We start from the raw sequence: 18,813 nt of genomic DNA on the forward strand, positions 1-18,813 counted from the left end.
CTCACCTCACCCGGCCGGAGCCGCGGTGGCCGGGTCGTGCTCCTGGTAGCGCAGCAGCAGCATCGCCGCGTCGTCGTGGTGCGGTCCGGCCGCGTGCCGTACCAGGTCCTCGCGCAGGGCGTCCAGCGCGCGGTGGACGTCGGGGTCCTCAAGGAGGTGGGCGCGCTCCGCGAGCGGGTAGAAGCCGCCCTCCTCGTCCCGGGCCTCCGTGACACCGTCGGTGTAGAGGAGCAGCTGGTCGCCGGGGGTGAAGGGGACGGGGAAGGGCCCCGGGCCGGGGCCGCCGTGGGCGGACAGGCCCAGCGGGAGGGCGTATGCGGGCGGTTCGGGGAAGTCGGCGGTGCCGTCGGGGCGGACGATCATCGGGGCCGGGTGGCCGTAGTTGAGGAGGACGACCTGGTGGTCGAGGCCGATCTCGGCGAGGATCGCGGTCACGAACTTCTCGTCCTCCAACTCCCGGGCGACGCTGCGTTCCAGCCGCTCGCCGAGCTTGACCAGGTCCTTCTCGTCGTACGCCGCCTCCCGGAAGGCGCCGAGGACCCGCGCCGCCGTCTCCACCGCCCCCAGGCCCTTGCCCTGCACGTCGCCCACGATCACCCGGACGCCGTGCGGGGAGGCCACCACCTCGTACAGGTCGCCGCCGATACGGGCCTCGGCGAGTGCGGAGGTGTACGAGACGGCCGCGTGCAACGGGCCCGCGGTCAGCGGCACCGGGCGCAGCAGCACCCGCTGGGCCGCCTCCGCGATCGACCGCACGCTGGCCAGCTCCGCCTCCCGGCTCGTGCGCATCACGGCCGCCGCGATGCCGACGCCGGTGACGCCGGCCACCGACACCATGGCGGTGTAGCCGCGGGGCCGGTCGAAGAGCCCGTTGTACATGCCGAGGCCCAAGCAGAGGAGCAGCGCGACCAGCCCGATCACCGCCGTGCGCCGCCAGCCGCCGACCAGACCGGCGAACGCCGGTCCCAGTGACACCAGCGGCAGCAGCCCCACGTCCGGGCCGGCCGTGAGGTCGACGACGGCGACCACCGTCATGGCCGCCACGGGCATCCAGGCCAGCATCGTGGAACTGGACGGCGACTTCTTCACGGTCATGACTACTCCGGTGTCGCAGCGCTCAAGAGCCGCCCTGTCCTGTTCTCAGGCGTCCCTCCCCAGTCTCTTAGCCTATGCATGGGTTTGATTCCGCAGGAGTCACCGAGCGGTCCTTGACCCAATCGAGGCCGAGAGCCGGACGGGCCCCGCGGATCGCGACGGTCCCGCGGATCACGCCGCCTCCGGCACCCGCCTCGGCAGCAGCCCTCCGTCGCCCGCGTCCCTTCGGCTCGCCACGGTCAGCGCGAGCGTCACCGCGAGGGAGACGACGGCCATCGCGCTCATCGCCGTGGCCGGGGAGGTGAACTGGGCCACCGTGCCCGCCAGGGACGCGGCGAGGCCCTGCGCCGTGAGCATCCCGGCGGAGTGCAGGCCGAGGGCGTGCCCGGTCAGCTCGTCCGGCGTGAGGGTGACCAGGCGCTCCTGCTGCACAAGGCTCGCGCCGAAGCCGACGGAGGCCAGGGCGACCAGTACGGCTGTCAGCGGCAGCGGCGGGCGCAGGAAGAGAGCGAGGTACGGCGCGGCCAGCAGCACCAGCAGCGGAACGCCCAGGCGCGGACGCAGCCGGGCCGGCAGCAGGCGGCCCACCGTCACGTCCCCGGCCAGCATGCCCAGCGCGGCGCAGGCGAACAACGTGCCCGCGGCGCGGGGGTCGTAGGAGACGTACAGGGACTCGCAGCCGACGACGAGGCCGTTGGGGATCCACAGCGCCAGGTAGACGTGGCGGCGCGGACGGGCGGACCACAGCAGGGAGTTGGCGCGCCAGGTGGCGGTCACGGAGGGGCGGCCGGCGGCCCGGGGCGGGCGGCGGGTCAGCAGGAGGGCGAGGCCGGCCGCCGCACCGTACAGCCCGGCCGCGAGCAGCAGGCACAGGCGCGGCGACAGCAGCGTCACCAGGACGCCGCCGGCCGCGTAGCCGGTGATCTGCGTGACGCCGCTCATCATGTTGAAGAGCGAACGCCCCGCCAGGTACCCGACCTTGGTGAGGATCTCGTTGAGCAGGCCCCAGCGGACCCCGCCGCCGAGGGAGGCGATCAGGCCCTCGCTGAGGACGACGGCGAGCATCGCCCAGACCGGCAGGCCGGGCAGCGCGAGGGCCGCGGTGGCGGCGGCGAAGGCCAGCGAGAGGCCCGCCAGCGTCGCCCGCGGTGGCAGCCGGTCCGCACCGGAGAGGAAGAGCGTGGCGCCCAGGACCTGGGCGAGCGCCGGGCCGAACATGCTCAGCGCGGACAGCAGCGGCGAGTCGGTCGCCCGGAACACGAGCGTGCCGAGCGCCAGTCCGCTCACCGTCCGGGCGGCGATGTCGGCGGAGGTGGAGAGGAACAGGGGGCTGAACTCGGGGGTCCTGAACAGGTCCGCGTAGTTCTTGCGGGGCGTGACCGGCATGCGGGGAGTCTCGGGCGGACCGGCGGTCGGCCGTTATCGTTTCGCGTGGAGGCGAAACTTCACGGGGGACTGGGCGGACCGCATGGGCTGGTGGCAGATCAACGCCGACACGCTCGCCCGCAGCCGCTTCGTCGTCTCCCCGCTCGCCGAGACCTTCGCGTGCCTGAAGCTGCTGCACGCCGGTGTGGCCGCGCACCCCGGCGAACGCGCCTGGCTCGACACCCACCTGCCCGCGCACCGGCGTCGGCTCGCGGACGACCCCGTGACCGCGCTGCTCGTCCGTTCGGGCCTCGGCCGGGAGTGGATCGCCGACTTCCTCACCCCTGCGCCGGGCGAGGGCGAGAGCTTCGAGGAGGGCGTCGCGCGGATCCGGGCGACCCGCCCCGACGAGGCCCGCGCCGACCTCGCGGTCTGCCTCGGGCGCCGGCTCCCCGCCGCCCTGGACCGCGACGACCTGCCCGAGCGGGCCGCCGCGCTGCTGGAGGACGTCTGGGCGGGGGCGGTACGGCCGGACTGGGACCGGCGCCGTCGTGTCCTGGAGGCCGATGTCGTCGCGCGGACCGCGCAGGTGAGCCGGGGCGGCTGGGCTGCGGTGCTGGACGCCCTGCGGCCCGGCACCCGCTGGCTCGGCGACAGCCGGCTCCAGATCAACTCGAACCCCTACCCGCCCCGCGACCTGTCCGGCGCCGAGCTGATCCTCGTCCCCGTCACTGCGCAGCGGCACGGCTGGGTGGCGTGGGAGGAGCCCGAGCGGTACGCGGTGGTCTACCCGTGCACGGGTGCCCTCGCGGACGACGGTGCCCGGCGCCCGCCCGCCGCCCTCGGCGCGCTGCTCGGACCGGCCCGCGCGGGCGTGCTCACGCTGCTCGGCTCCCCCATGAGCACCAGCCAGCTGGTCGGGGTGACCGGGCAGGGGCTCGGGTCGGTCGGGCGCCACCTGCGGGTGCTGCTCGACGCGGGGCTGGTGGAGCGGCGGCGGGCGGGCCGGTCGGTGCTGTACTCGCGGACGGCGGCCGGGGAGGTGCTCGTCGAGGCGGGCGGAGGGGCGGCGGACGAGGGGTGTGACATGTCGCGGGGCTAGCATCCGCCCATGACGACCTCACAGAACGCGCGCAAGGACGACAGCCTCCCCCTCGACGTCGAGATCGGCGCCCTCCAGGGCGGGTCCGCGGACCTCTCCCAGTACACGGGCCGGGTCGTACTGGTGGTCAACGTGGCCTCCAAGTGCGGGCTCACTCCGCAGTACTCGGGCCTGGAGCGGCTGCACGAGCGGTACGCGGAGCAGGGCTTCACCGTGCTCGGCGTGCCGTGCAACCAGTTCATGGGCCAGGAGCCGGGCGGTGCCGACGAGATCGCCGAGTTCTGTTCGGCGACGTACGGCGTCACCTTCCCGATGACCGAGAAGGTGGAGGTCAACGGGGCGGGCCGGCATCCGCTGTACGACCGGCTCACGGGCTTCGCGGACGCCGAGGGCCACAGCGGTGACGTCCGCTGGAACTTCGAGAAGTTCCTGATCGGGCGGGACGGCAAGGTCGCCGCCCGGTTCGCGCCGCAGACCGAGCCGGAGGCGGCCGAGGTCGTGGCGGCGGTGGAGGCACGGCTCGCGGACTGAGGGCGCGGGTTGGTTGGCCTTGCCCCTGGGGCGGGCCCGCGCGTCGTCGTCGCCGGGCGGACAGGCCGCCCGGTGACGGAGGCCGGGACTATGAACAGAGCCCTCTCGGCAAGGTCGGCGAACTGGTCGAGAGGGCTCCGTCGGCGGTGCCGGGGACGGCGCCCGGGCCGTTACTCCTTGACCGAGGTCACGAAGGCGTTCCACGCGTCGGCGGGGAACGCCAGGACCGGGCCCTCGTCGACCTTCGAGTCGCGGACCGCGAGTGCCGCCGTGTCCGGTGACCGGACCTCGACGCACGCGCCGTTCCCTCCGGAGTAGGAGGACTTGGTCCACGATTCCTGGGCGCCCTGAAGAATTGCCATGTCTGCTCCGGTGGCGAGTTGCTGAGTGCGGTTTACGCCAATGACGCTTGATCTTTGGCGTGATCGACGCTACTCGCTGGCCTCACTGAGCGGAGCAGTCATTCACCCGACCGGATGGCATATTCCAGGCGACTCTTCCACAATGACGTATCCGGGGTGTAGCATCCCGCCGCCTCGTCAGCGCGCGTACTCCTTCGCGACGTCCTCGATGCGCTGCCGCGACTGCTCCACGTTCAGGGCCTGCGCCCGCAGGTGCTCGTACATCACCGTGTACTTCTGCACGTCCTGCGCCTTCTCCAGGTACAGGTCGCTGGTGACGCCCTCGATGTAGACGACGCTGGAGTCGGCGGTGTCGGCGAACTCCAGGATCGAGTACTGCCCGTTGATGCCGGGGTGGGCTCCGACGTCGAACGGCAGCACCTGCACGGTGATGTGCGGCAGCTGCGACATCTCCGCGACGTGTTCCAGCTGTTCGCGCATCACCTGTCTGCTGCCCACCACCCGGCGCAGGCACGCCTCGTCGAGGACCACCCACAGCCGCAGCGGGTTGTTCTCCGCGGTGATGCGCTCCTGGCGCCGTATCCGGACCTGGACCCGTTTCTCGACGTCGGCGACCGGCGTCTCGGGCAGGGCGCCCTGGATGAGCGCCTCGGCGTAGGACCGGGTCTGCAACAGGCCGGTGATGATCTGGGGTTCGTAGGTCCGCAGCGACTCCGCGTCGGTCTCAAGGCCGATGTAGACGCTGTACGGGATGTCCCCGAAGGCGTGCCACCAGCCCTGCTGGCGCGAGTCCTTCGCCATTTGCATCAGCGAGTCCACGATCCGCTGGTCCTCGACCTCGTACACCCCGCACAGGTCGCGGACGTCGCGCTGGCTGATGCTGCGCCGGCCGTTCTCCAGGCGGCTGATCTTCGACTGCGAGACTAGCAGTCGCTCCGCCACCTCCTCGGCCGTCATGCCCTTGAGCTCGCGGAGCCGGCGCAGCTCCTGGCCCAGCCGGCGCCGCCTGACGGTGGGATTGACATTGGACGCCACGGGACGTGCACCTCCGGCTGCGTGACTCATACCTGCCACTTTGCGTATCTGCTGCTGAGCAGACTGCCACCAAGGTGCTTTCTACCGCTGGGAAACGGTCGATATGCGCCGCGTACACGCCAGTTCGGGTCGCCACTCGCGCACATGGCCGCGCGGGGCGGCGGAACCATCCCGCTGTCCGCTGTCGCGGACGTACGGTCGGTCCCACCGCCCCGCGCGGACCTGCGGCTCCCGTTACCGGGCTCGGGGACTGAGAGTGCGGCGGTGCGGTGCTGCGTGTGCGTCGGTGCTGTGGTGCGGTACGGCTCGTGCGGCTCAGTGGGCCACCGCGCGCGCCATGGATCCGTGGCGTGGTTGCGCCGGAACACCGCGGGCGGGTTCCGGGGCCGTCCTGGCGCCCGGTCCCGCGGCCTGGCGGCCGGCCGGTGCCGGGCTGCGGCGTGGCTGGGCCGCCGCGCCGTTCTGGACGTCCATCACCGCGTGCGCCACCAGGCCGCCCATGGGGTCGTGCCGGATGAGGTCCCGCAGGCGGGACCGTGACGAGCGTCCTTCGTTGCCCGGGTAGAGGTGCTTGCCGAGACCGACCGCGTGGGCCAGCGCGGCGAGCGCCGCGGTCCGCGGGTCCGGCGGTACGCCGGTGCGGATCGCCGAGTCCAGCCGGGCCTTGATCTCCCTGCTGATCGCCGTGTCCGTCGCCTGGTAGCGAGTCGTCGGCAGCACCCCGCACATCTGGCCCTCCACGGCATGCACCATGCCGCATCGCTCCAGATGCGAGAGATAGGTCTGGCGCAGCCCCAGGCGGGGCCCGCCGATCCAGTTGACCGCCCGTACGGGAGCGCCACGCCTTCGCAGCAACTCCAACGCGCAGTCCAGTGTTGGATCTCCTGTCGGCCGTGGGGCCACCACGGCGATACGATCCCCGTCTGGGGCTATCCGTCCGGCCAGCGCCAGCTCCACCAGCTGCGCTCCGGCCAGACCGAGGTCGAGCGACTGCGGCTGTGCGGTGGTACCCGTGGTCGGGTCCAACGCCAGCAGCAGAAGCTCCTCCGGAAGTGTTCTGCGGCTCCTGCCCATCCATGCCTCCCCGCGTGGATGACAGACAGGGTGACCCCTCTCACATTGGTCTGTCGAGGGTGCGTGACCGGTTCGTAGTGGAACCAGTAGGTATGTCGTTCTCGTCTACCGCGTGGGTTCCACCCGTACACCGGACACTGGTACATGGTTTCGGTACGGGTTCGGTAGCGCGCACGAGGCGTGCGGCGCATGGAGGAGGCATCGGTGGCGGGCGAGTCCCCCGACAGGTCGAAGCAGCACGAGTCGTCGGAAGAACCGACGTCGGGGAGCGCGGGTCCGGTTCCCGAAGCCAGGACCGAGACGAGCGAGACGCGTGATCCGCGGGTGGCGGTGGCGCGGGAGACGGCGACGCCTTCGGCCTCCGCCGGGTCCGCGGCGTCCGCGGAGTCCGCGGGGTCGCGTGGCGGGGTCGACACGGCCACCCGGGTGCTGTCGGTTCGCGACGCGGAGACCGGGGAGCCGGCCGAGGACGGCGCCGACGTGGAAGGCTCCGCCGGGGGCGGCTCCTCCGAGGGGCCCGTCGCCCCCCGTGGGTCCGGGAGGACCGGGTCGTCCGCCGCTTCCGGCGGCCCCGAGGACTCCGACGCCGCCGACGAGCCCGCGGGCCCCGCCGCCGCGGGTGGCGGGCGGCTGAAGGACGCCGTCGCGGCGTGGGTGGCGACCGCCGAGGAGCGGGCCGCCTCGGGTGCGCGGCGCGAGGAGACGGAGGACGGCGCGGAGGACACGCCGGGCGCGGGGGCCGTGGAGGCGGCCCGGCGGGACGCCGGTGTGGGCGCCGACACGGACGAGGACGAGGCTGGTGCCGCCTCGGAACCCGTCGTGGACGCTGACGCGGGCTCCGGGGAGTCCCGGGATGCCGCGAAGGCCACGCTCGGGCGCGAGGGCGGTGAGACGGCCCCTGAGGACGGTACGGACGGCCCCGGCACCGACGGTGCGGACGGGGAATCCCGCGACGGGAAGACGCCCGCGGACGCGCGTGCCGCCTCGGTTGCCGGCACCGCTGGGCGGGACCGTGGTGGTGAGGCCGCCGGCTCCCGCGAGGGCGGTGGCCCCGATGCCTCGGGGAAGGAGGCCGTCGATCAGCCCACCGCCGTCTTCAAGGCCGTACGGCCCTCCGAGCGCGGTGTCGATCAGCCGACGACCATGCTGAAGCTGGGCGACGCCGCCACCGCGCCCGAGAGTGACGCCGAGCGGACCAGCAAGTTCGTCGCGCTCCGGCATCCGGACGACCCTGCGACGCGCAAGCCCCCGCAATCCGCGAAGGCACCGTCCGAGCCGTCCGAGCTTCCCAAGGCCCCACAGGCCCCCCGTACCGGAACCACCACCGCCGTACCGCACGTCGGGCCCGAGCGGACGACGCAGCAGCCGCTGCCGCCGAAGCCGCCGCTGGACCTGCTGGCGGAGCTGACGAACACCCCGCCGCCCCCGGAGACCCCGCTGCGGACCACGGTGCGCCGGGTCAAGATCTGGACACCGCTGGTACTGCTCCTGGTGATCATCCTCGGCGTGGTGCAGTCCATGCGTCCGCTGCCCGCACCGGAGCTGGACCTCACGGCGCAGGACAGCTTCACCTTCGAGGGCGGCAAGCCCGAGATCCCGTGGCCGTCCAGCGGGCAGGCCGCGCTGGACGTGCAGGGCATCGGCACCTTCGGCTCGTCCGGCGAGCAGAAGCCGGTGCCGATCGCGAGTGTCGCCAAGGTCATGACGGCGTACGTCATCCTGCGCGACCACCCGCTCAAGAGCGGCGCCGACGGCCCGATGATCGAGATCGACCAGGCGGCCGAGGACCAGTCGGACGCGGTCGACGAGTCGACCGTCAACGTGTACGCGGGTGACAAGATCTCCCAGCGCGAGGCCCTGGACGCCATCCTGATCGCGTCTGCGAACAACGTGGCGCGGCTGCTCGCCCGCTGGGACGCGGGGTCGGAGAAGGCGTTCGTGGAGAAGATGAACGCCGCTGCCAAGGACCTCGGCATGACCAACACCACGTACACCGATCCGTCGGGTCTGAACGACACGACGGTGAGCACGGCCGTGGACCAGGTGAAGCTGGCCAAGGCGGCGATGGAGTCGGTCGCGTTCCGCGAGGTGGCCCAGAAGATGTCGTACGACGACTACAGGGGCAACAACCACCCCAACTGGAACCAGCTCGTCGGCCACAACGGCGTCGTCGGCATCAAGACCGGCACCACCACCTCCGCGCTCGGCAACCTCGTCTTCGCTGCGAAGAAGGAGGTCGGCGGCGAGACCCGGACCATCGTCGGAGCCGTGGTGCGCCAGCCCGCGACCGCGGACAAGGTTATCCTCGCCGCCGCCCTCGACTCCAGCGACAAGCTGATCCGGGCCGCGCAGGACGTCCTGGAGTCGGCCACGATCCTGAAGAAGGGGGACGTCGTCGGGTACGTCGACGACGGCCTCGGCGGCCGGACGCCGGTCGTCGCCGCCGAGGACGTCAAGGCCGTGGGCTGGCCGGGCCTGACGGTGAAGCTGACGTTCGACGCGGACGAGGTGCCGCACACGGCCGCCGCCGGCACGAGGGTCGGCACGCTGACCGTGGGCGACGGCGGCACGGCCGGTGCGGTGAAGGTTCCCGTCGCCCTCCAGAAGGATCTCGTGGAGCCCGCCTTCACGGACAAGCTGACCCGCCTGGGCTGACCGCCCGCGCACCCGGTCCCCGAGCGATGTGACGCCCCCGCGGCCGCCCGGCCGCGGGCGTGTTCGCTGCCCACATGGGAACAACCCACGGTGCGGGCGTGCGTGCTAGCGTCACGAATCGGGGCAGGCCGCCGGTCGCGGGAACGGGACGCGGCCGAAATGAGAAGACGGGACACGGGGAGTGCCTTCAGGTGGCCACTGCGGAGCCGACACGCGCCGACGACGCCGATCCGGGCCCGGGAGCCGGCCCGCGACCACGCGTACCCGCGCCCCGCGCGGACGGGGAGAGCGCGGAGGACGGGAACGCCGGTCATGGTCCGGCGAACGGCGGCCGTGACCGCGACCGCGCCGAGCCGGAAGCGCCGTCCGCGGTGAAGGCGGCGTTCCTGGCCTTGCGCGAGCGCATGCTGCGCCACCCCGCGCTGTCCGTCACCGCCCTCGCCGGCATCCTCCACGTCGCCTGGTTCTTCACGTTCGCGAACAGTGGCGGCGACCTCGCCGCGCAGGACGCGTGGGCGGAGTTCGTGGGTCGGCACCCGGACTCCGCGTACAACCTCGCCTGGTACGGCGGCATGCACCCGGTGTCGTACAGCGTGGTCTCGCCGTACCTGATGTCGGTGCTCGGCGTGCGTACGACGATGATGATCGCGGGGACGCTGTCGGCCGGACTGCTGACGATGATCCTGATCCGCAGCCGGGTGGTCCGCAATCCCCTGTGGGCGTCACTGGCGGGCCTGTTCGGGCTGATGGGCAACGCGGCGTCGGGCCGGGTGACGTTCGGGCTGGGCATGATGTTCGGGCTGGGCGCGGTCGCCGCGGTGTTCTGCTGGCCCCACCGCTGGCGGCACAGGCGGTGGGCGAAGGGACTGTGCGCGGCTCCACTGGCCGCGCTGTCCACCATGGCGTCACCCGTCGCGGGCCTGTTCGTGGGCCTGGTGGCGGTGGCCCTGTTCCTGCAGAAGCGCCGTCCGGGTGCGTGGTCGCTGGGGCTGGCGCCGGCCGCGGTCGTGGCGCTGTCCGCCGTGCTGTTCCCCTTCTCCGGCACCCAGCCGATGGCCTTCGGCTCGGCGGTCCTGCCGGTCCTGTTCGCGGGGCTGGTGTTCTGGTTCGTGCCGAGCACCTGGGTGACCGTGCGGATCACGTCGGCGGTCTACGGCCTGTCCGTACTGCTGGTCTGGCTGATCAGCTCCCAGATCGGTTCCAACATCACGCGCCTGGCGATGCTGTTCGCCGGGGTGGCGCTGGTGGCCGCGCTGCCGTTCACGGTGCCGAAGTCCCGCAAGTGGTACGCGCTCGTGGTCTCGCTCGTCGGCTTCGTGGGCTGGATCGGCTTCAAGTCGGCCGACGACATCGTCCACACCCAGCCGACCGCGTCCTGGGCGCGCGAGCTGGCACCGCTCGTCAACGAGTTGCAGGAGGTCGGCGCGGGCAAGGGCCGGGTGGAGGCCGTTCCGGCCCGCTCCCACCGCGAGGCCTCGGCGCTGGCGCCGTACGTGAACCTGGCCCGGGGCTGGACCCGTCAGGCCGACATGGAGCGCAACCCCCTCTTCTACGACGACACCCTCAACTCGGCGAACTACCACGAGTGGCTGAAGCGCTGGGCCGTGCACTACGTGGTGCTGCCCAAGGGCGAGCCGGACGGTGACGGCGGCAAGCGTGAGCGGGAGCTGCTCCAGCGGGGCCTGCCGTACCTGAAGCAGATCTGGGGGGACGCCAACTGGCAGCTCTTCCAGGTGCTGGACCCGACGCCCCTGGCGGAACCCGACGCCGTCGTCCGGAGCGCCGGACAGGACGAGTGGACGATCGACGTGAAGCGGCCGGGCCGCATCCTGATCCGTGTGCCGTACTCACCGTGGCTGAGCCTCGTCGACGACGAGGGCAACAAGCTGGCCCCGCCCCGTGAGACGGAGGCCTCCGAGGAGGCCCCGGAGGGCACGCCGAAGACGTACGACAACGTCAACGGCTGTCTGACGGAGACGGAGGAAACCGCCGAGGGCGACAAGTGGACGACGCTGGTCGCTCCCGAGGCGGGCACGTACAGGTTGGCGTCGCCGTACGGCCTGAAGCGCGGTACGCCGTGCCCGGACGAGCTGAGGTAGCCCGTCGGCGGACTCGCCAATCGTTCATGTAGGTGAACCGAGGTCAGCGAGCCGAACATTTTTACTCGGTCTTGACCTTCCTCTTCCTTGTCGTGCCCGCGTCGTCGCACCCACGATGAGCGGGCACTTCGCGGCCTGCCACGCCCATACCCCGCTCGTGCGAAGTGCCAACCAGCTGAGCGGAGTTCACAAGGCGGACCCCGGAAGGGGGCACATGAACGGTCTCGACTGGTCCGTGCTCATCGGCTACTTCGCCGTGATGGTGGCGATCGGCGTCTGGTCGCACAAACGCGTGGACAACGTCAGCGACTTCTTCACGGCCGGCGGCAAGATGCCCTGGTGGCTGTCCGGCATCTCGCACCACATGTCGGGCTACAGCGCGGTGATGTTCACCGGGTACGCGGGCATCGCCTACACCTACGGCGTGACGTCCTTCGTGACGTGGTCCTTCCCGATCGCGCTCGGCATCGCCATCGGCTCCACCCTGTTCGCGCCGCGCATCAACCGGCTGCGCTCCCGGCTGCACGTGGCCTCTCCCCTGGAGTACCTCAAGAACCGGTACAACCTGCCCACCCAGCAGGCCCTGGCCTGGTCCGGGATGCTGCTGAAGATCGTGGACGTGGCCGCGAAGTGGGCTGCCATCGCCACCCTGCTGTCGGTCTTCACCGGCATCTCCCTCAACCAGGGCATCCTGATCACCGGCGTCGTCACGGGCATCTACTGCACGATCGGCGGCCTGTGGGCGGACGCGCTGACCGAGCTGGGCCAGTTCGTCATCCAGCTCCTGGCCGGTGTCGCGATGTTCGTCGCCGTCGTCGTGAGGCTCGACGACCACGGCGGCTTCTTCGGCGTCTGGGACGAACCCGAACTCCAGGGCCACGCCGAACCGCTGGTCGGCCCGTACGGTGCGGTGTTCCTGCTCGCCTACCTCTTCATCAAGCTCTTCGAGTACAACGGCGGCATGCTCAACCAGGCCCAGCGCTACATGGCCACGAGCAACGCCCGCGAGGCCACCCGCTCCGCGCGGCTGTCGGCGGTGCTGTGGCTGGTCTGGCCGCTGGTGCTGTTCTTCCCGATGTGGATGTCTCCGCTGCTCGTGGAGTCGCAGAAGCCGGACGGCTCGGACTCCTACGCGCTGATGACCGAGCAGTTGCTGCCGCACGGGCTGCTGGGCCTGGTCATCGTCGGCTTCTTCTCGCACACCATGGCCATGTGCTCCTCGGACGCCAACGCCATCGCGGCCGTGTTCACCCGCGACGTGGCGCCGGTGCTGTCGGCGCGGGCGCGGGCCTGGGGCACCCGGTCCGGCCTGCTGGCGGCCCGCCTGACCACGGTGGTCTTCCTCGGGCTGTCCATGGCGGTGGCCACGCAGGTCGACTCGCCGACGTTCAAGGACATCATCACCGTCGTGATCAAGTGGGTGGCCGGACTGATGGGCCCGATCGCGATCCCGATGATGCTCGGTCTGCTGCGGCCCTTCCGCCGCTCCGGCCCGACCGCCGCGCTCACCAGCTGGGCGGCCGGCCTGCTCGCCTTCTGGCTGATCAACTACCCGATCCACTGGAACGTGGAGGGCGGAGTGCCGCTGGAGTACCAGGTGTCGATCCCGCTGGCCGTGTCGCTGGTCCTGTACGTCCTGATCGGCTACCTCAAGCCGGAGGACACGCCGGAACGGCTCGCGATCATCGAGCGGGTCAACACGGACGGCGATGACGACGCCTCCGGCGCGGCGGCCGCGATCCCGACGCCGGCGGGCGAAGCGCAAGGCGTGGTGGGGACGGCCCGGTCGTCCACGGACTGAGCCGGCTCCGGTCGGCCCGCCGCGGCCCGGTCTCCACGTACGCCCTCGGCGCCTGCCCGACAGGCGCCTAGGGGGCGTACGTGGAGACCACGGAACCGTCCTCGAAGGTGACGAAGACCGCACCTCCGTGGACCAGCGTGCTGGTCGGTCCCTCCCCGCTCTGCGACCAGCCGCTGAAGGGACCTCGGCGGGGCTCAGCGCACTTCCTGGATGCGGATCTGGTTGCCGGCCGGGTCGCGGAAGGCGCAGTCGCGGACGCCGTACGGCTGCTCGGTCGGCTCCTGGACGATCTCGGCGTCGTGGGCGCGCACCTTCTCGAAGGTGCCGTCGAGGTCCTTGGTGGCGAGGAGGATCCACCCGTAGGTGCCCTTGGCCATCATCTCGGTGACCGTTCGGCGTTCGGCGTCGGTGATGCCGGGGTCGATCGCGGGCGGCGCCAGGAGCAGGGAGGTGTCGGGCTGACCCACCGGGCCGACGGTGATCCAGCGCATCGCGCCCTGCCCGACGTCCTTGCGCACCTCGAAGCCCAGGACGTCCCGGTAGAAGGCGACCGCCGCGTCCGGGTCGTCGTGCGGGAGGACGGTGGTGTGAATGCTGAGGTCCATGCCCGTCACGCTATCCGTGGCCGGTGACCGGCGCTTCTCGGTTCCTGACTCCCGCGGAGACTGCCGTCAGGCCCGCGGGTAGCGCGCCAGCCACCCGGGGGACGAGCCCGCCGGGCCGTGCAGGGCGGGGCCCTGGGTCATCTCCATCGCGAAGTCGTCGGCCAGTTCCAGGATCGTCGGGCGGCCCTCCAGCTCGGCCAGCCAGGCGGGCGGGAGCGCCGTTTCGCCGTGCAGGGCGCCGAGCAGTCCGCCCGTCAGGGCGCCGGCCGCGGCGGAGGGACCGCCGTGGTTGACGGCTAGCCGCAGCCCGTGCCGTACGTCCTCGCCGACGAGGGCGCAGTACACGGCGGCGCCGACGAGCCCTTCCGCGGTTCCCTCTCCGATCAGCTCGCTCACGCGTTCCGCCGTCGGCAGCCCCTGCCGGACCGCGCCCAGCGCGTGCTGGAGGGCGGCGGCCACGGGTTCGTGTCCTGGACGGGCGGCGAGCAGGGCGAGCGCCCGCTGCACGGCGGCGTCCATGCTGTCCCCGCGCGCCAGCCCGTGCACGATCACGGCGTACGCGCCCGCCGCCAGGTAGCCGTCGGGGTGGCCGTGGGTCTGCGCCGCGCACTCCACGGCGAGCTGGGCGACCAGTTGCGGTTCCCAGCCGACCAGCAGCCCGAACGGCGCCGAGCGGGCGGCGGCCTCCGCGCCGCGCTCTCCGGGGTTCTTCGGCGCCTGGGGCGTACCCATCGTCTCGTCGCCGAGTCCGAGCAGCAGCGCCCGGGTCGCGTCCCGGCGGGCGTACAGCCACTCCTCGCGGGCGAGCCAACCGTCCTCCTCGCGCCGCAGGTCGGGCCCCCAGTCGCGCTGGGTGGCGGCCCAGCGCCGGTACGCCCGGTGCAGGTCGGTCGGCGGGTGCCAGGCGCCGGTGTCGCGGCGTACCTGGGCGCGGATCAGCCCGTCCACGGAGAACAGGGTGAGCTGGGTGAGGTGGGTGACGGCGCCGCGCCGGCCGTAGGCGGGCGCCGGGTCGGTCAGACCCTCCGCGCCGTGCGCCCGGCGAACGTCGTCGAGGTCCAGCCCGTCGACGGGTGCGCCGAAGGCGTCGCCGACGGCCACGCCGAGCAGTGTCCCGCGTACCCTGCTGCGGAAGTCCTGCTGCTCGGCGCGCCCCCAGACGGCACCGGCGGTCGCGTCCACCAGGACCTCCCTTCGACACCGACGCGGTCCGTACGTACGACGCCCAGCACTGTATTCGAACGAGGCGGGCCGGTTCAGGGCCGCAACGGTGTGGAGACGTTCACGAGCTGTCGGGCCGGTCGCTGTGCGCGTCGCGGCAGCAGCGGACGAAGTCCTGGACGACGGGCGTGTCGTCGTCGGCGGGGGCCCAGGCGACCGCGACCCGGCTGGGGCCGACCCCGGTGAGGGGACGGTAGACGACACCGGGCCGGGTGTAGAAGCGGGCGGCGGACTCAGGGGCGAGGGCGATGCCGTAGCCGTTGGCGATCGCGGTGAGCCAGTCGTCCGGGTGCTCGGTGACGGCGCCGACGCGGACCGGGTGGCCGTCTCGCTCCTCAGCTGCCAGCCAGTACTCCCGCCAGCGGCCCGTCTCGGGCGGGGCCGTGACGAAGGGCTCGTCCCACAGTTCGCGGAAGGCGATCGTCTCCCGGGCGGCCAACGGGTGGGTCTCGGCCAGTGCGACGCAGCGGGGTTCGCTGAACAGAGGCAGCACCCGCAGTGCTTCCTGGCCCGGGAACGGCAGGCGCACCAGCGCGACGTCGACGTCCGAGTCGGTGAGTCCGGCGGAGGGGTTCGACCAGGCGGCCTGCCTCATGTCGGCCCGCCAGCCCGGCCGACGCCGGGCGAACTCGGTGACGATCGGCTGTGTCGCCTCGTTGGCGGCGCTGGCAAGGAATCCCACCCGCAGGACACGGGCCGCCCGGCTCGCCGCGGACCTCGTCTCGCGCAACGCCGCGTCCCACCCGGCCAGCAGGGCGGGGGCCCGTCGCGCCAGCGTCCGCCCCGGTTCGGTGAGGGCCATACCGGTCCGCGACCGGGTGAAGAGGTCCACCCCGAGTCCTGTCTCCAGCCGCCGGATCTGCTTGGTCAGCGCGGGCTGGGAGACGTACAACCTCTCGGCGGCCCGGGTCAGGTTGCCCTCCTCCGCCACGACCGCGAAGTAGCGCAGCAGACGCGTGTCGACATCCATGCCACCAGGTTATGGGTGCAGGTATTGGACGTCGCGGGAACCCGCGGCGAGGCTGGTGGTGGCCCTCGGAAGAACGGCTGGAAGGAGCCCGCCGTGTCCACGGCTCACGTGATCGTCACCATCGTCGCCATCATCGCCAATGCCGGGATCGCCCTCGCGGACCTGAAGCGGGCGCGGTTCGTCCTCGCCAACTCGGCCGAGGTGGAAGTGCCCGCGGTGTGGCTACCGGGGCTCGCGGGACTCAAGGCCGCCGGGGCCGCCGGGCTCCTCGCGGGTCTCCTGGGCGTCCGGCCCCTCGGCGTCGCCGCCGCGGCCGGCCTCGTCCTCTTCTTCGTCGGCGCGGTCGCCGCGCACATCCGCGCGCGGGTCTTCCACAACATCGCGTTCCCCATCGGGTACCTGGCCCTGAACACGGCCGTGCTGGTCCTGGTGACCATGTGAGCCGAAGAAGAAGACGTGAGCACTTGGGTGGGATCTGTCCTTGGGCCGCTCATTTGAGGTGCTGCAGGACACTTTCCAGCCGAGTGTTCACGTCTTGTGCAGCCACATGCTCCGCGGCACGGCAGCAGTGGCTCTGTCAGTGCGTTTCGCACCGGTTGCCGATCGACGGCGACACCGCCCGGTGCTGGCGGAGAATGATATCGCCGAGTTCGGACACCACTGGGGTGCTTCTCATCGACATTTCACTGCTCGGTGATCGACAAGTGCTGCCCAACTCGTCCACGAGTGGTGGCCGCCCCCACCTACGAAGCCAGCAGCAGCCACGGCAACGGCCCGCGCACGGGCCACGAATGGCACGTGCGCAGCCGTCGCAAGCCTGGAAGGGATCGCTACGGTGCGGGCCGGTGAGCGCGACGCAGCCAGAACCGGAGGCCAGTGGGCACGGCTCGGACAGAAGAAAGCCGGTGGACGGGACTCGGACGAGGCCGGGGGCGGTGGGCAGGCTCGCTCGGTACAGCGCGGGCCGGCGAGCAGGGCGCGGGCAGGGCCAAGAGCCGATGGCAGCCCACGGACAGGACCGGGGGGCGGCGGTTGGGGGGCGTTCCGGGAATGCCGCCGGGTGGCGGGTCGGCTCCTCAGGCAGGCCGGACGTCAGGGTTCGCTCCCCGGCGCTCGTTCGTGGCCGTTCAGCGGCGGAGCGACTCGCGGTAGGCGTCGGCCAGCGCGTCGAGGTCCTTGCGCCGCTCGTTGCGCAGGTCGCGTGCCTCCTCGGTCGCGGGATCCATGAGGTGGCCGAGCGGATCGACACGACGCCGGAAGCCGACGCTCTCCCACAGCGGGTCGGCGGCGATGACGGCGCTGCAACCGTCGGCCAGAGTCCAGATCGCCTCGGAGACGAGGACCGGGCCCAGGCCGAAGCCCCGCCACGCCTCGTCGAGGCGTACGTCGAACAGGACGAGGAGGTCCCCGTCGGCGGACGTCACGGCGTCCCGGAACTCCTGGCGGTAGCCGCCCCCGCCCAGGTCGTAGACGCCGAGGACCAGGTTGGACAAGCCCGTTCATGGCTCTCCGCGTCGGCGAACGGGAAGGGACTGAACCGGTCGTCCATCCGCATCCGGAACAACCGCATCGAACCGATGTCGTCCTGGACGGTCTCCGTCGCCGACCACTTGGGCCGGTCCAGGAATCGGTTCGACCAGACCGACACGTGCCATTCGTCGAAGCCGTTCCGGTCTCCTGCCGAGCTGACGAAGTGCCAGGAGCGGTACTCCAAGTTCAGGCGGCGCGGATCGCCTGGCAGCTCGTCGACGGAACGCTTCGAAGAGATCACTTCTCGGACCCTACCCGCCCCGGGCGCACCGGACTTCGCCATAGTGCTCCCATGGCCAACACCCAACGCACCCTGCCCCTCGCCGCCACCGTCCTCACCGCGGTCCTCGCCCTCTACATCGCCTTGGTCGCTTTCGGGAACATCACCGACTTCGGCACCAACCAGCAGTTCGTGCGTCACGTCCTCGCTATGGACACGACGTTCAAGGACGACGACCTGATGTGGCGGGCGATCACGAACGAGGGCGTCCAGGACGCCGCGTACGTCGCGATCATCGTGTGGGAGACGGTTTCGGCGCTCGTGCTGATCTACGCCACCTGGCTGTGGATACGCCGGGACCACGCGGCCGCGCGGCGCATGACCACCTACGGCACTCTCATGCTGATGCTGCTCTTCGGTGCCGGGTTCATCGGGATCGGCGGGGAGTGGTTCTCGATGTGGCAGTCGGCGGACTGGAACGGGCTGGACGCCGCGACCCGGATCTTCCTGATCAGCGGGGTCGTACTGATCGTCGCCCAACTGACGCCCGGCGAGGCGGACGCTAGCCGACGACCATGACCTTCGTACCGGACGTCGCGAAGGCCCAGACCGCCGCGCCGTCCGCCTTCCGCAGCCGTATGCCGCCCGTCTTCGTACCGGAGGCGGGCGGAGGGGGCGAGGAGCCGTCGACGGCGTTGGAGAAGGCGACGGAGACGCCGTCCTCCTGGGCGAAGTAGACGATCTGCTCGATCTGTACACCGTCGGATCCGGTCGTGGCCCCCTCGGTGCGGCTCCCGACCGTGTAGGTGCCCGGGTCGGGGCTGACCGTGCCCGGCCACACGGTGAACGTCCGCCGTGCGGCGTCGCTCGCGTCGACCAGCCAGACCCGTTTCTGGTCGAGGGAGTACACGATGCGACGGCCGGTGCCGGAGCCGTCGGGTACCGGGGCCGGCGCGGTCTCCTTGGGCGACGGCTTCGCGTCCGCCGACGCCGAAGGGCTCGGCCTGGTCGCCACGGCGGTGGGATGGGGTCCCTGGTCCGCCTGCACGGCCAGGACGCTCACCGCCGCGATCGCCCCCACGGTCAGACCGGAGACCCAGGCCCATGAGGGAAGTCGGGCTGGCACGGGCACGCATCTCCTCAGCTAC

General features: G+C 71.8%; 18 protein-coding genes. 7 read left to right on the forward strand and 11 right to left on the reverse strand.

From position 1 onward, the window contains the following. Positions 1 to 6: 6 nt before the first annotated feature. Both IE142_RS07180 and IE142_RS07185 read right to left on the reverse strand, forming a co-directional pair. On the reverse strand, positions 7 to 1,095 hold the full coding sequence (locus tag IE142_RS07180) for a PP2C family protein-serine/threonine phosphatase (protein ID WP_191884888.1): 1,089 nt from the start codon (positions 1,093 to 1,095) through the stop codon (positions 7 to 9). Between the two features lie 171 nt (positions 1,096 to 1,266). Then, the gene (locus tag IE142_RS07185) at positions 1,267 to 2,481 is read right to left on the reverse strand and encodes an MFS transporter (RefSeq protein WP_191884889.1); all 1,215 of its coding nucleotides are present in this window, start codon (positions 2,479 to 2,481) and stop codon (positions 1,267 to 1,269) included. Between the two features lie 82 nt (positions 2,482 to 2,563). Here IE142_RS07185 and IE142_RS07190 point away from each other — a divergent pair, with 82 nt between their 5' ends. Both IE142_RS07190 and IE142_RS07195 read left to right on the forward strand, forming a co-directional pair. Beyond that, positions 2,564 to 3,562, forward strand: a complete 999-nt coding sequence (locus tag IE142_RS07190) for an ArsR/SmtB family transcription factor (RefSeq protein ID WP_191884890.1) — start codon at positions 2,564 to 2,566, stop codon at positions 3,560 to 3,562. A 9-nt stretch (positions 3,563 to 3,571) separates the two neighbouring features. Further along, positions 3,572 to 4,093, forward strand: coding sequence for a glutathione peroxidase (locus IE142_RS07195; protein ID WP_229830207.1), 522 nt, complete (start codon positions 3,572 to 3,574; stop codon positions 4,091 to 4,093). Between the two features lie 170 nt (positions 4,094 to 4,263). Here IE142_RS07195 and IE142_RS07200 read toward each other — a convergent pair whose 3' ends face one another. The 3 genes from IE142_RS07200 to IE142_RS07210 all read right to left on the reverse strand — a co-directional run bounded on the left by IE142_RS07200 (position 4,264) and on the right by IE142_RS07210 (position 6,564). Further along, positions 4,264 to 4,455 carry a DUF397 domain-containing protein gene (locus IE142_RS07200; RefSeq protein WP_043381490.1) on the reverse strand — a complete coding sequence of 64 codons (192 nt, stop codon included), beginning with the start codon at positions 4,453 to 4,455 and terminating at the stop codon, positions 4,264 to 4,266. A gap of 177 nt (positions 4,456 to 4,632) precedes the next feature. Then, positions 4,633 to 5,490: a helix-turn-helix domain-containing protein gene (locus IE142_RS07205; RefSeq protein ID WP_191884891.1), complete on the reverse strand. Its 858-nt coding sequence runs from the start codon at positions 5,488 to 5,490 to the stop codon at positions 4,633 to 4,635. 315 nt (positions 5,491 to 5,805) lie between these two features. Then, complete coding sequence (locus IE142_RS07210; protein WP_100047997.1) at positions 5,806 to 6,564, reverse strand: GOLPH3/VPS74 family protein; 759 nt, start codon at positions 6,562 to 6,564, stop codon at positions 5,806 to 5,808. A 189-nt stretch (positions 6,565 to 6,753) separates the two neighbouring features. Here IE142_RS07210 and IE142_RS07215 point away from each other — a divergent pair, with 189 nt between their 5' ends. The 3 genes from IE142_RS07215 (at position 6,754) to IE142_RS07225 (ending at position 13,119) form a co-directional block, all read left to right on the forward strand. Next, positions 6,754 to 9,219, forward strand: coding sequence for a D-alanyl-D-alanine carboxypeptidase (locus tag IE142_RS07215; RefSeq protein WP_229830210.1), 2,466 nt, complete (start codon positions 6,754 to 6,756; stop codon positions 9,217 to 9,219). A gap of 191 nt (positions 9,220 to 9,410) precedes the next feature. Beyond that, a complete protein-coding gene (locus IE142_RS07220; RefSeq protein ID WP_191884892.1) occupies positions 9,411 to 11,318 on the forward strand; it encodes a DUF8823 domain-containing protein in 1,908 nt (635 codons plus the stop codon). Between the two features lie 214 nt (positions 11,319 to 11,532). Next, positions 11,533 to 13,119: a sodium:solute symporter family protein gene (locus IE142_RS07225; protein ID WP_191884893.1), complete on the forward strand. Its 1,587-nt coding sequence runs from the start codon at positions 11,533 to 11,535 to the stop codon at positions 13,117 to 13,119. Between the two features lie 194 nt (positions 13,120 to 13,313). On the opposite strand, the gene IE142_RS07230 is transcribed toward IE142_RS07225, so the two are convergent. The 3 genes from IE142_RS07230 to IE142_RS07240 form a co-directional block, all read right to left on the reverse strand. Next, a complete protein-coding gene (locus IE142_RS07230; RefSeq protein ID WP_191884894.1) occupies positions 13,314 to 13,724 on the reverse strand; it encodes a VOC family protein in 411 nt (136 codons plus the stop codon). 66 nt (positions 13,725 to 13,790) lie between these two features. After that, positions 13,791 to 14,906, reverse strand: a complete 1,116-nt coding sequence (locus tag IE142_RS07235; protein WP_191884895.1) for an ADP-ribosylglycohydrolase family protein — start codon at positions 14,904 to 14,906, stop codon at positions 13,791 to 13,793. A gap of 100 nt (positions 14,907 to 15,006) precedes the next feature. Further along, the gene (locus tag IE142_RS07240; RefSeq protein ID WP_191884896.1) at positions 15,007 to 15,915 is read right to left on the reverse strand and encodes a LysR family transcriptional regulator; all 909 of its coding nucleotides are present in this window, start codon (positions 15,913 to 15,915) and stop codon (positions 15,007 to 15,009) included. A 93-nt stretch (positions 15,916 to 16,008) separates the two neighbouring features. Here IE142_RS07240 and IE142_RS07245 point away from each other — a divergent pair, with 93 nt between their 5' ends. Next, positions 16,009 to 16,356, forward strand: coding sequence for a DoxX family protein (locus IE142_RS07245; protein ID WP_191884897.1), 348 nt, complete (start codon positions 16,009 to 16,011; stop codon positions 16,354 to 16,356). 686 nt (positions 16,357 to 17,042) lie between these two features. On the opposite strand, the gene IE142_RS36365 is transcribed toward IE142_RS07245, so the two are convergent. Continuing rightward, positions 17,043 to 17,408 carry a hypothetical protein gene (locus tag IE142_RS36365; protein ID WP_229830212.1) on the reverse strand — a complete coding sequence of 122 codons (366 nt, stop codon included), beginning with the start codon at positions 17,406 to 17,408 and terminating at the stop codon, positions 17,043 to 17,045. Further along, a complete protein-coding gene (locus IE142_RS36370; protein ID WP_229830213.1) occupies positions 17,336 to 17,686 on the reverse strand; it encodes a hypothetical protein in 351 nt (116 codons plus the stop codon). Before IE142_RS36370 ends, IE142_RS36365 begins: the two co-directional genes overlap by 73 nt. Before the next feature lie 51 nt (positions 17,687 to 17,737). Here IE142_RS36370 and IE142_RS07255 point away from each other — a divergent pair, with 51 nt between their 5' ends. Next, the gene (locus tag IE142_RS07255; RefSeq protein WP_043381516.1) at positions 17,738 to 18,244 is read left to right on the forward strand and encodes a DUF2165 domain-containing protein; all 507 of its coding nucleotides are present in this window, start codon (positions 17,738 to 17,740) and stop codon (positions 18,242 to 18,244) included. Here the strand turns inward: IE142_RS07255 and IE142_RS07260 are convergent. Further along, positions 18,228 to 18,791, reverse strand: a complete 564-nt coding sequence (locus IE142_RS07260) for a hypothetical protein (protein ID WP_229830215.1) — start codon at positions 18,789 to 18,791, stop codon at positions 18,228 to 18,230. The two genes, IE142_RS07255 and IE142_RS07260, sit on opposite strands and share 17 nt — an antisense overlap. Positions 18,792 to 18,813: the final 22 nt, after the last annotated feature.

It is taken from the genome of Streptomyces mutabilis (genome assembly GCF_014649815.1).
GTDB lineage: Bacteria > Actinomycetota > Actinomycetes > Streptomycetales > Streptomycetaceae > Streptomyces > Streptomyces mutabilis.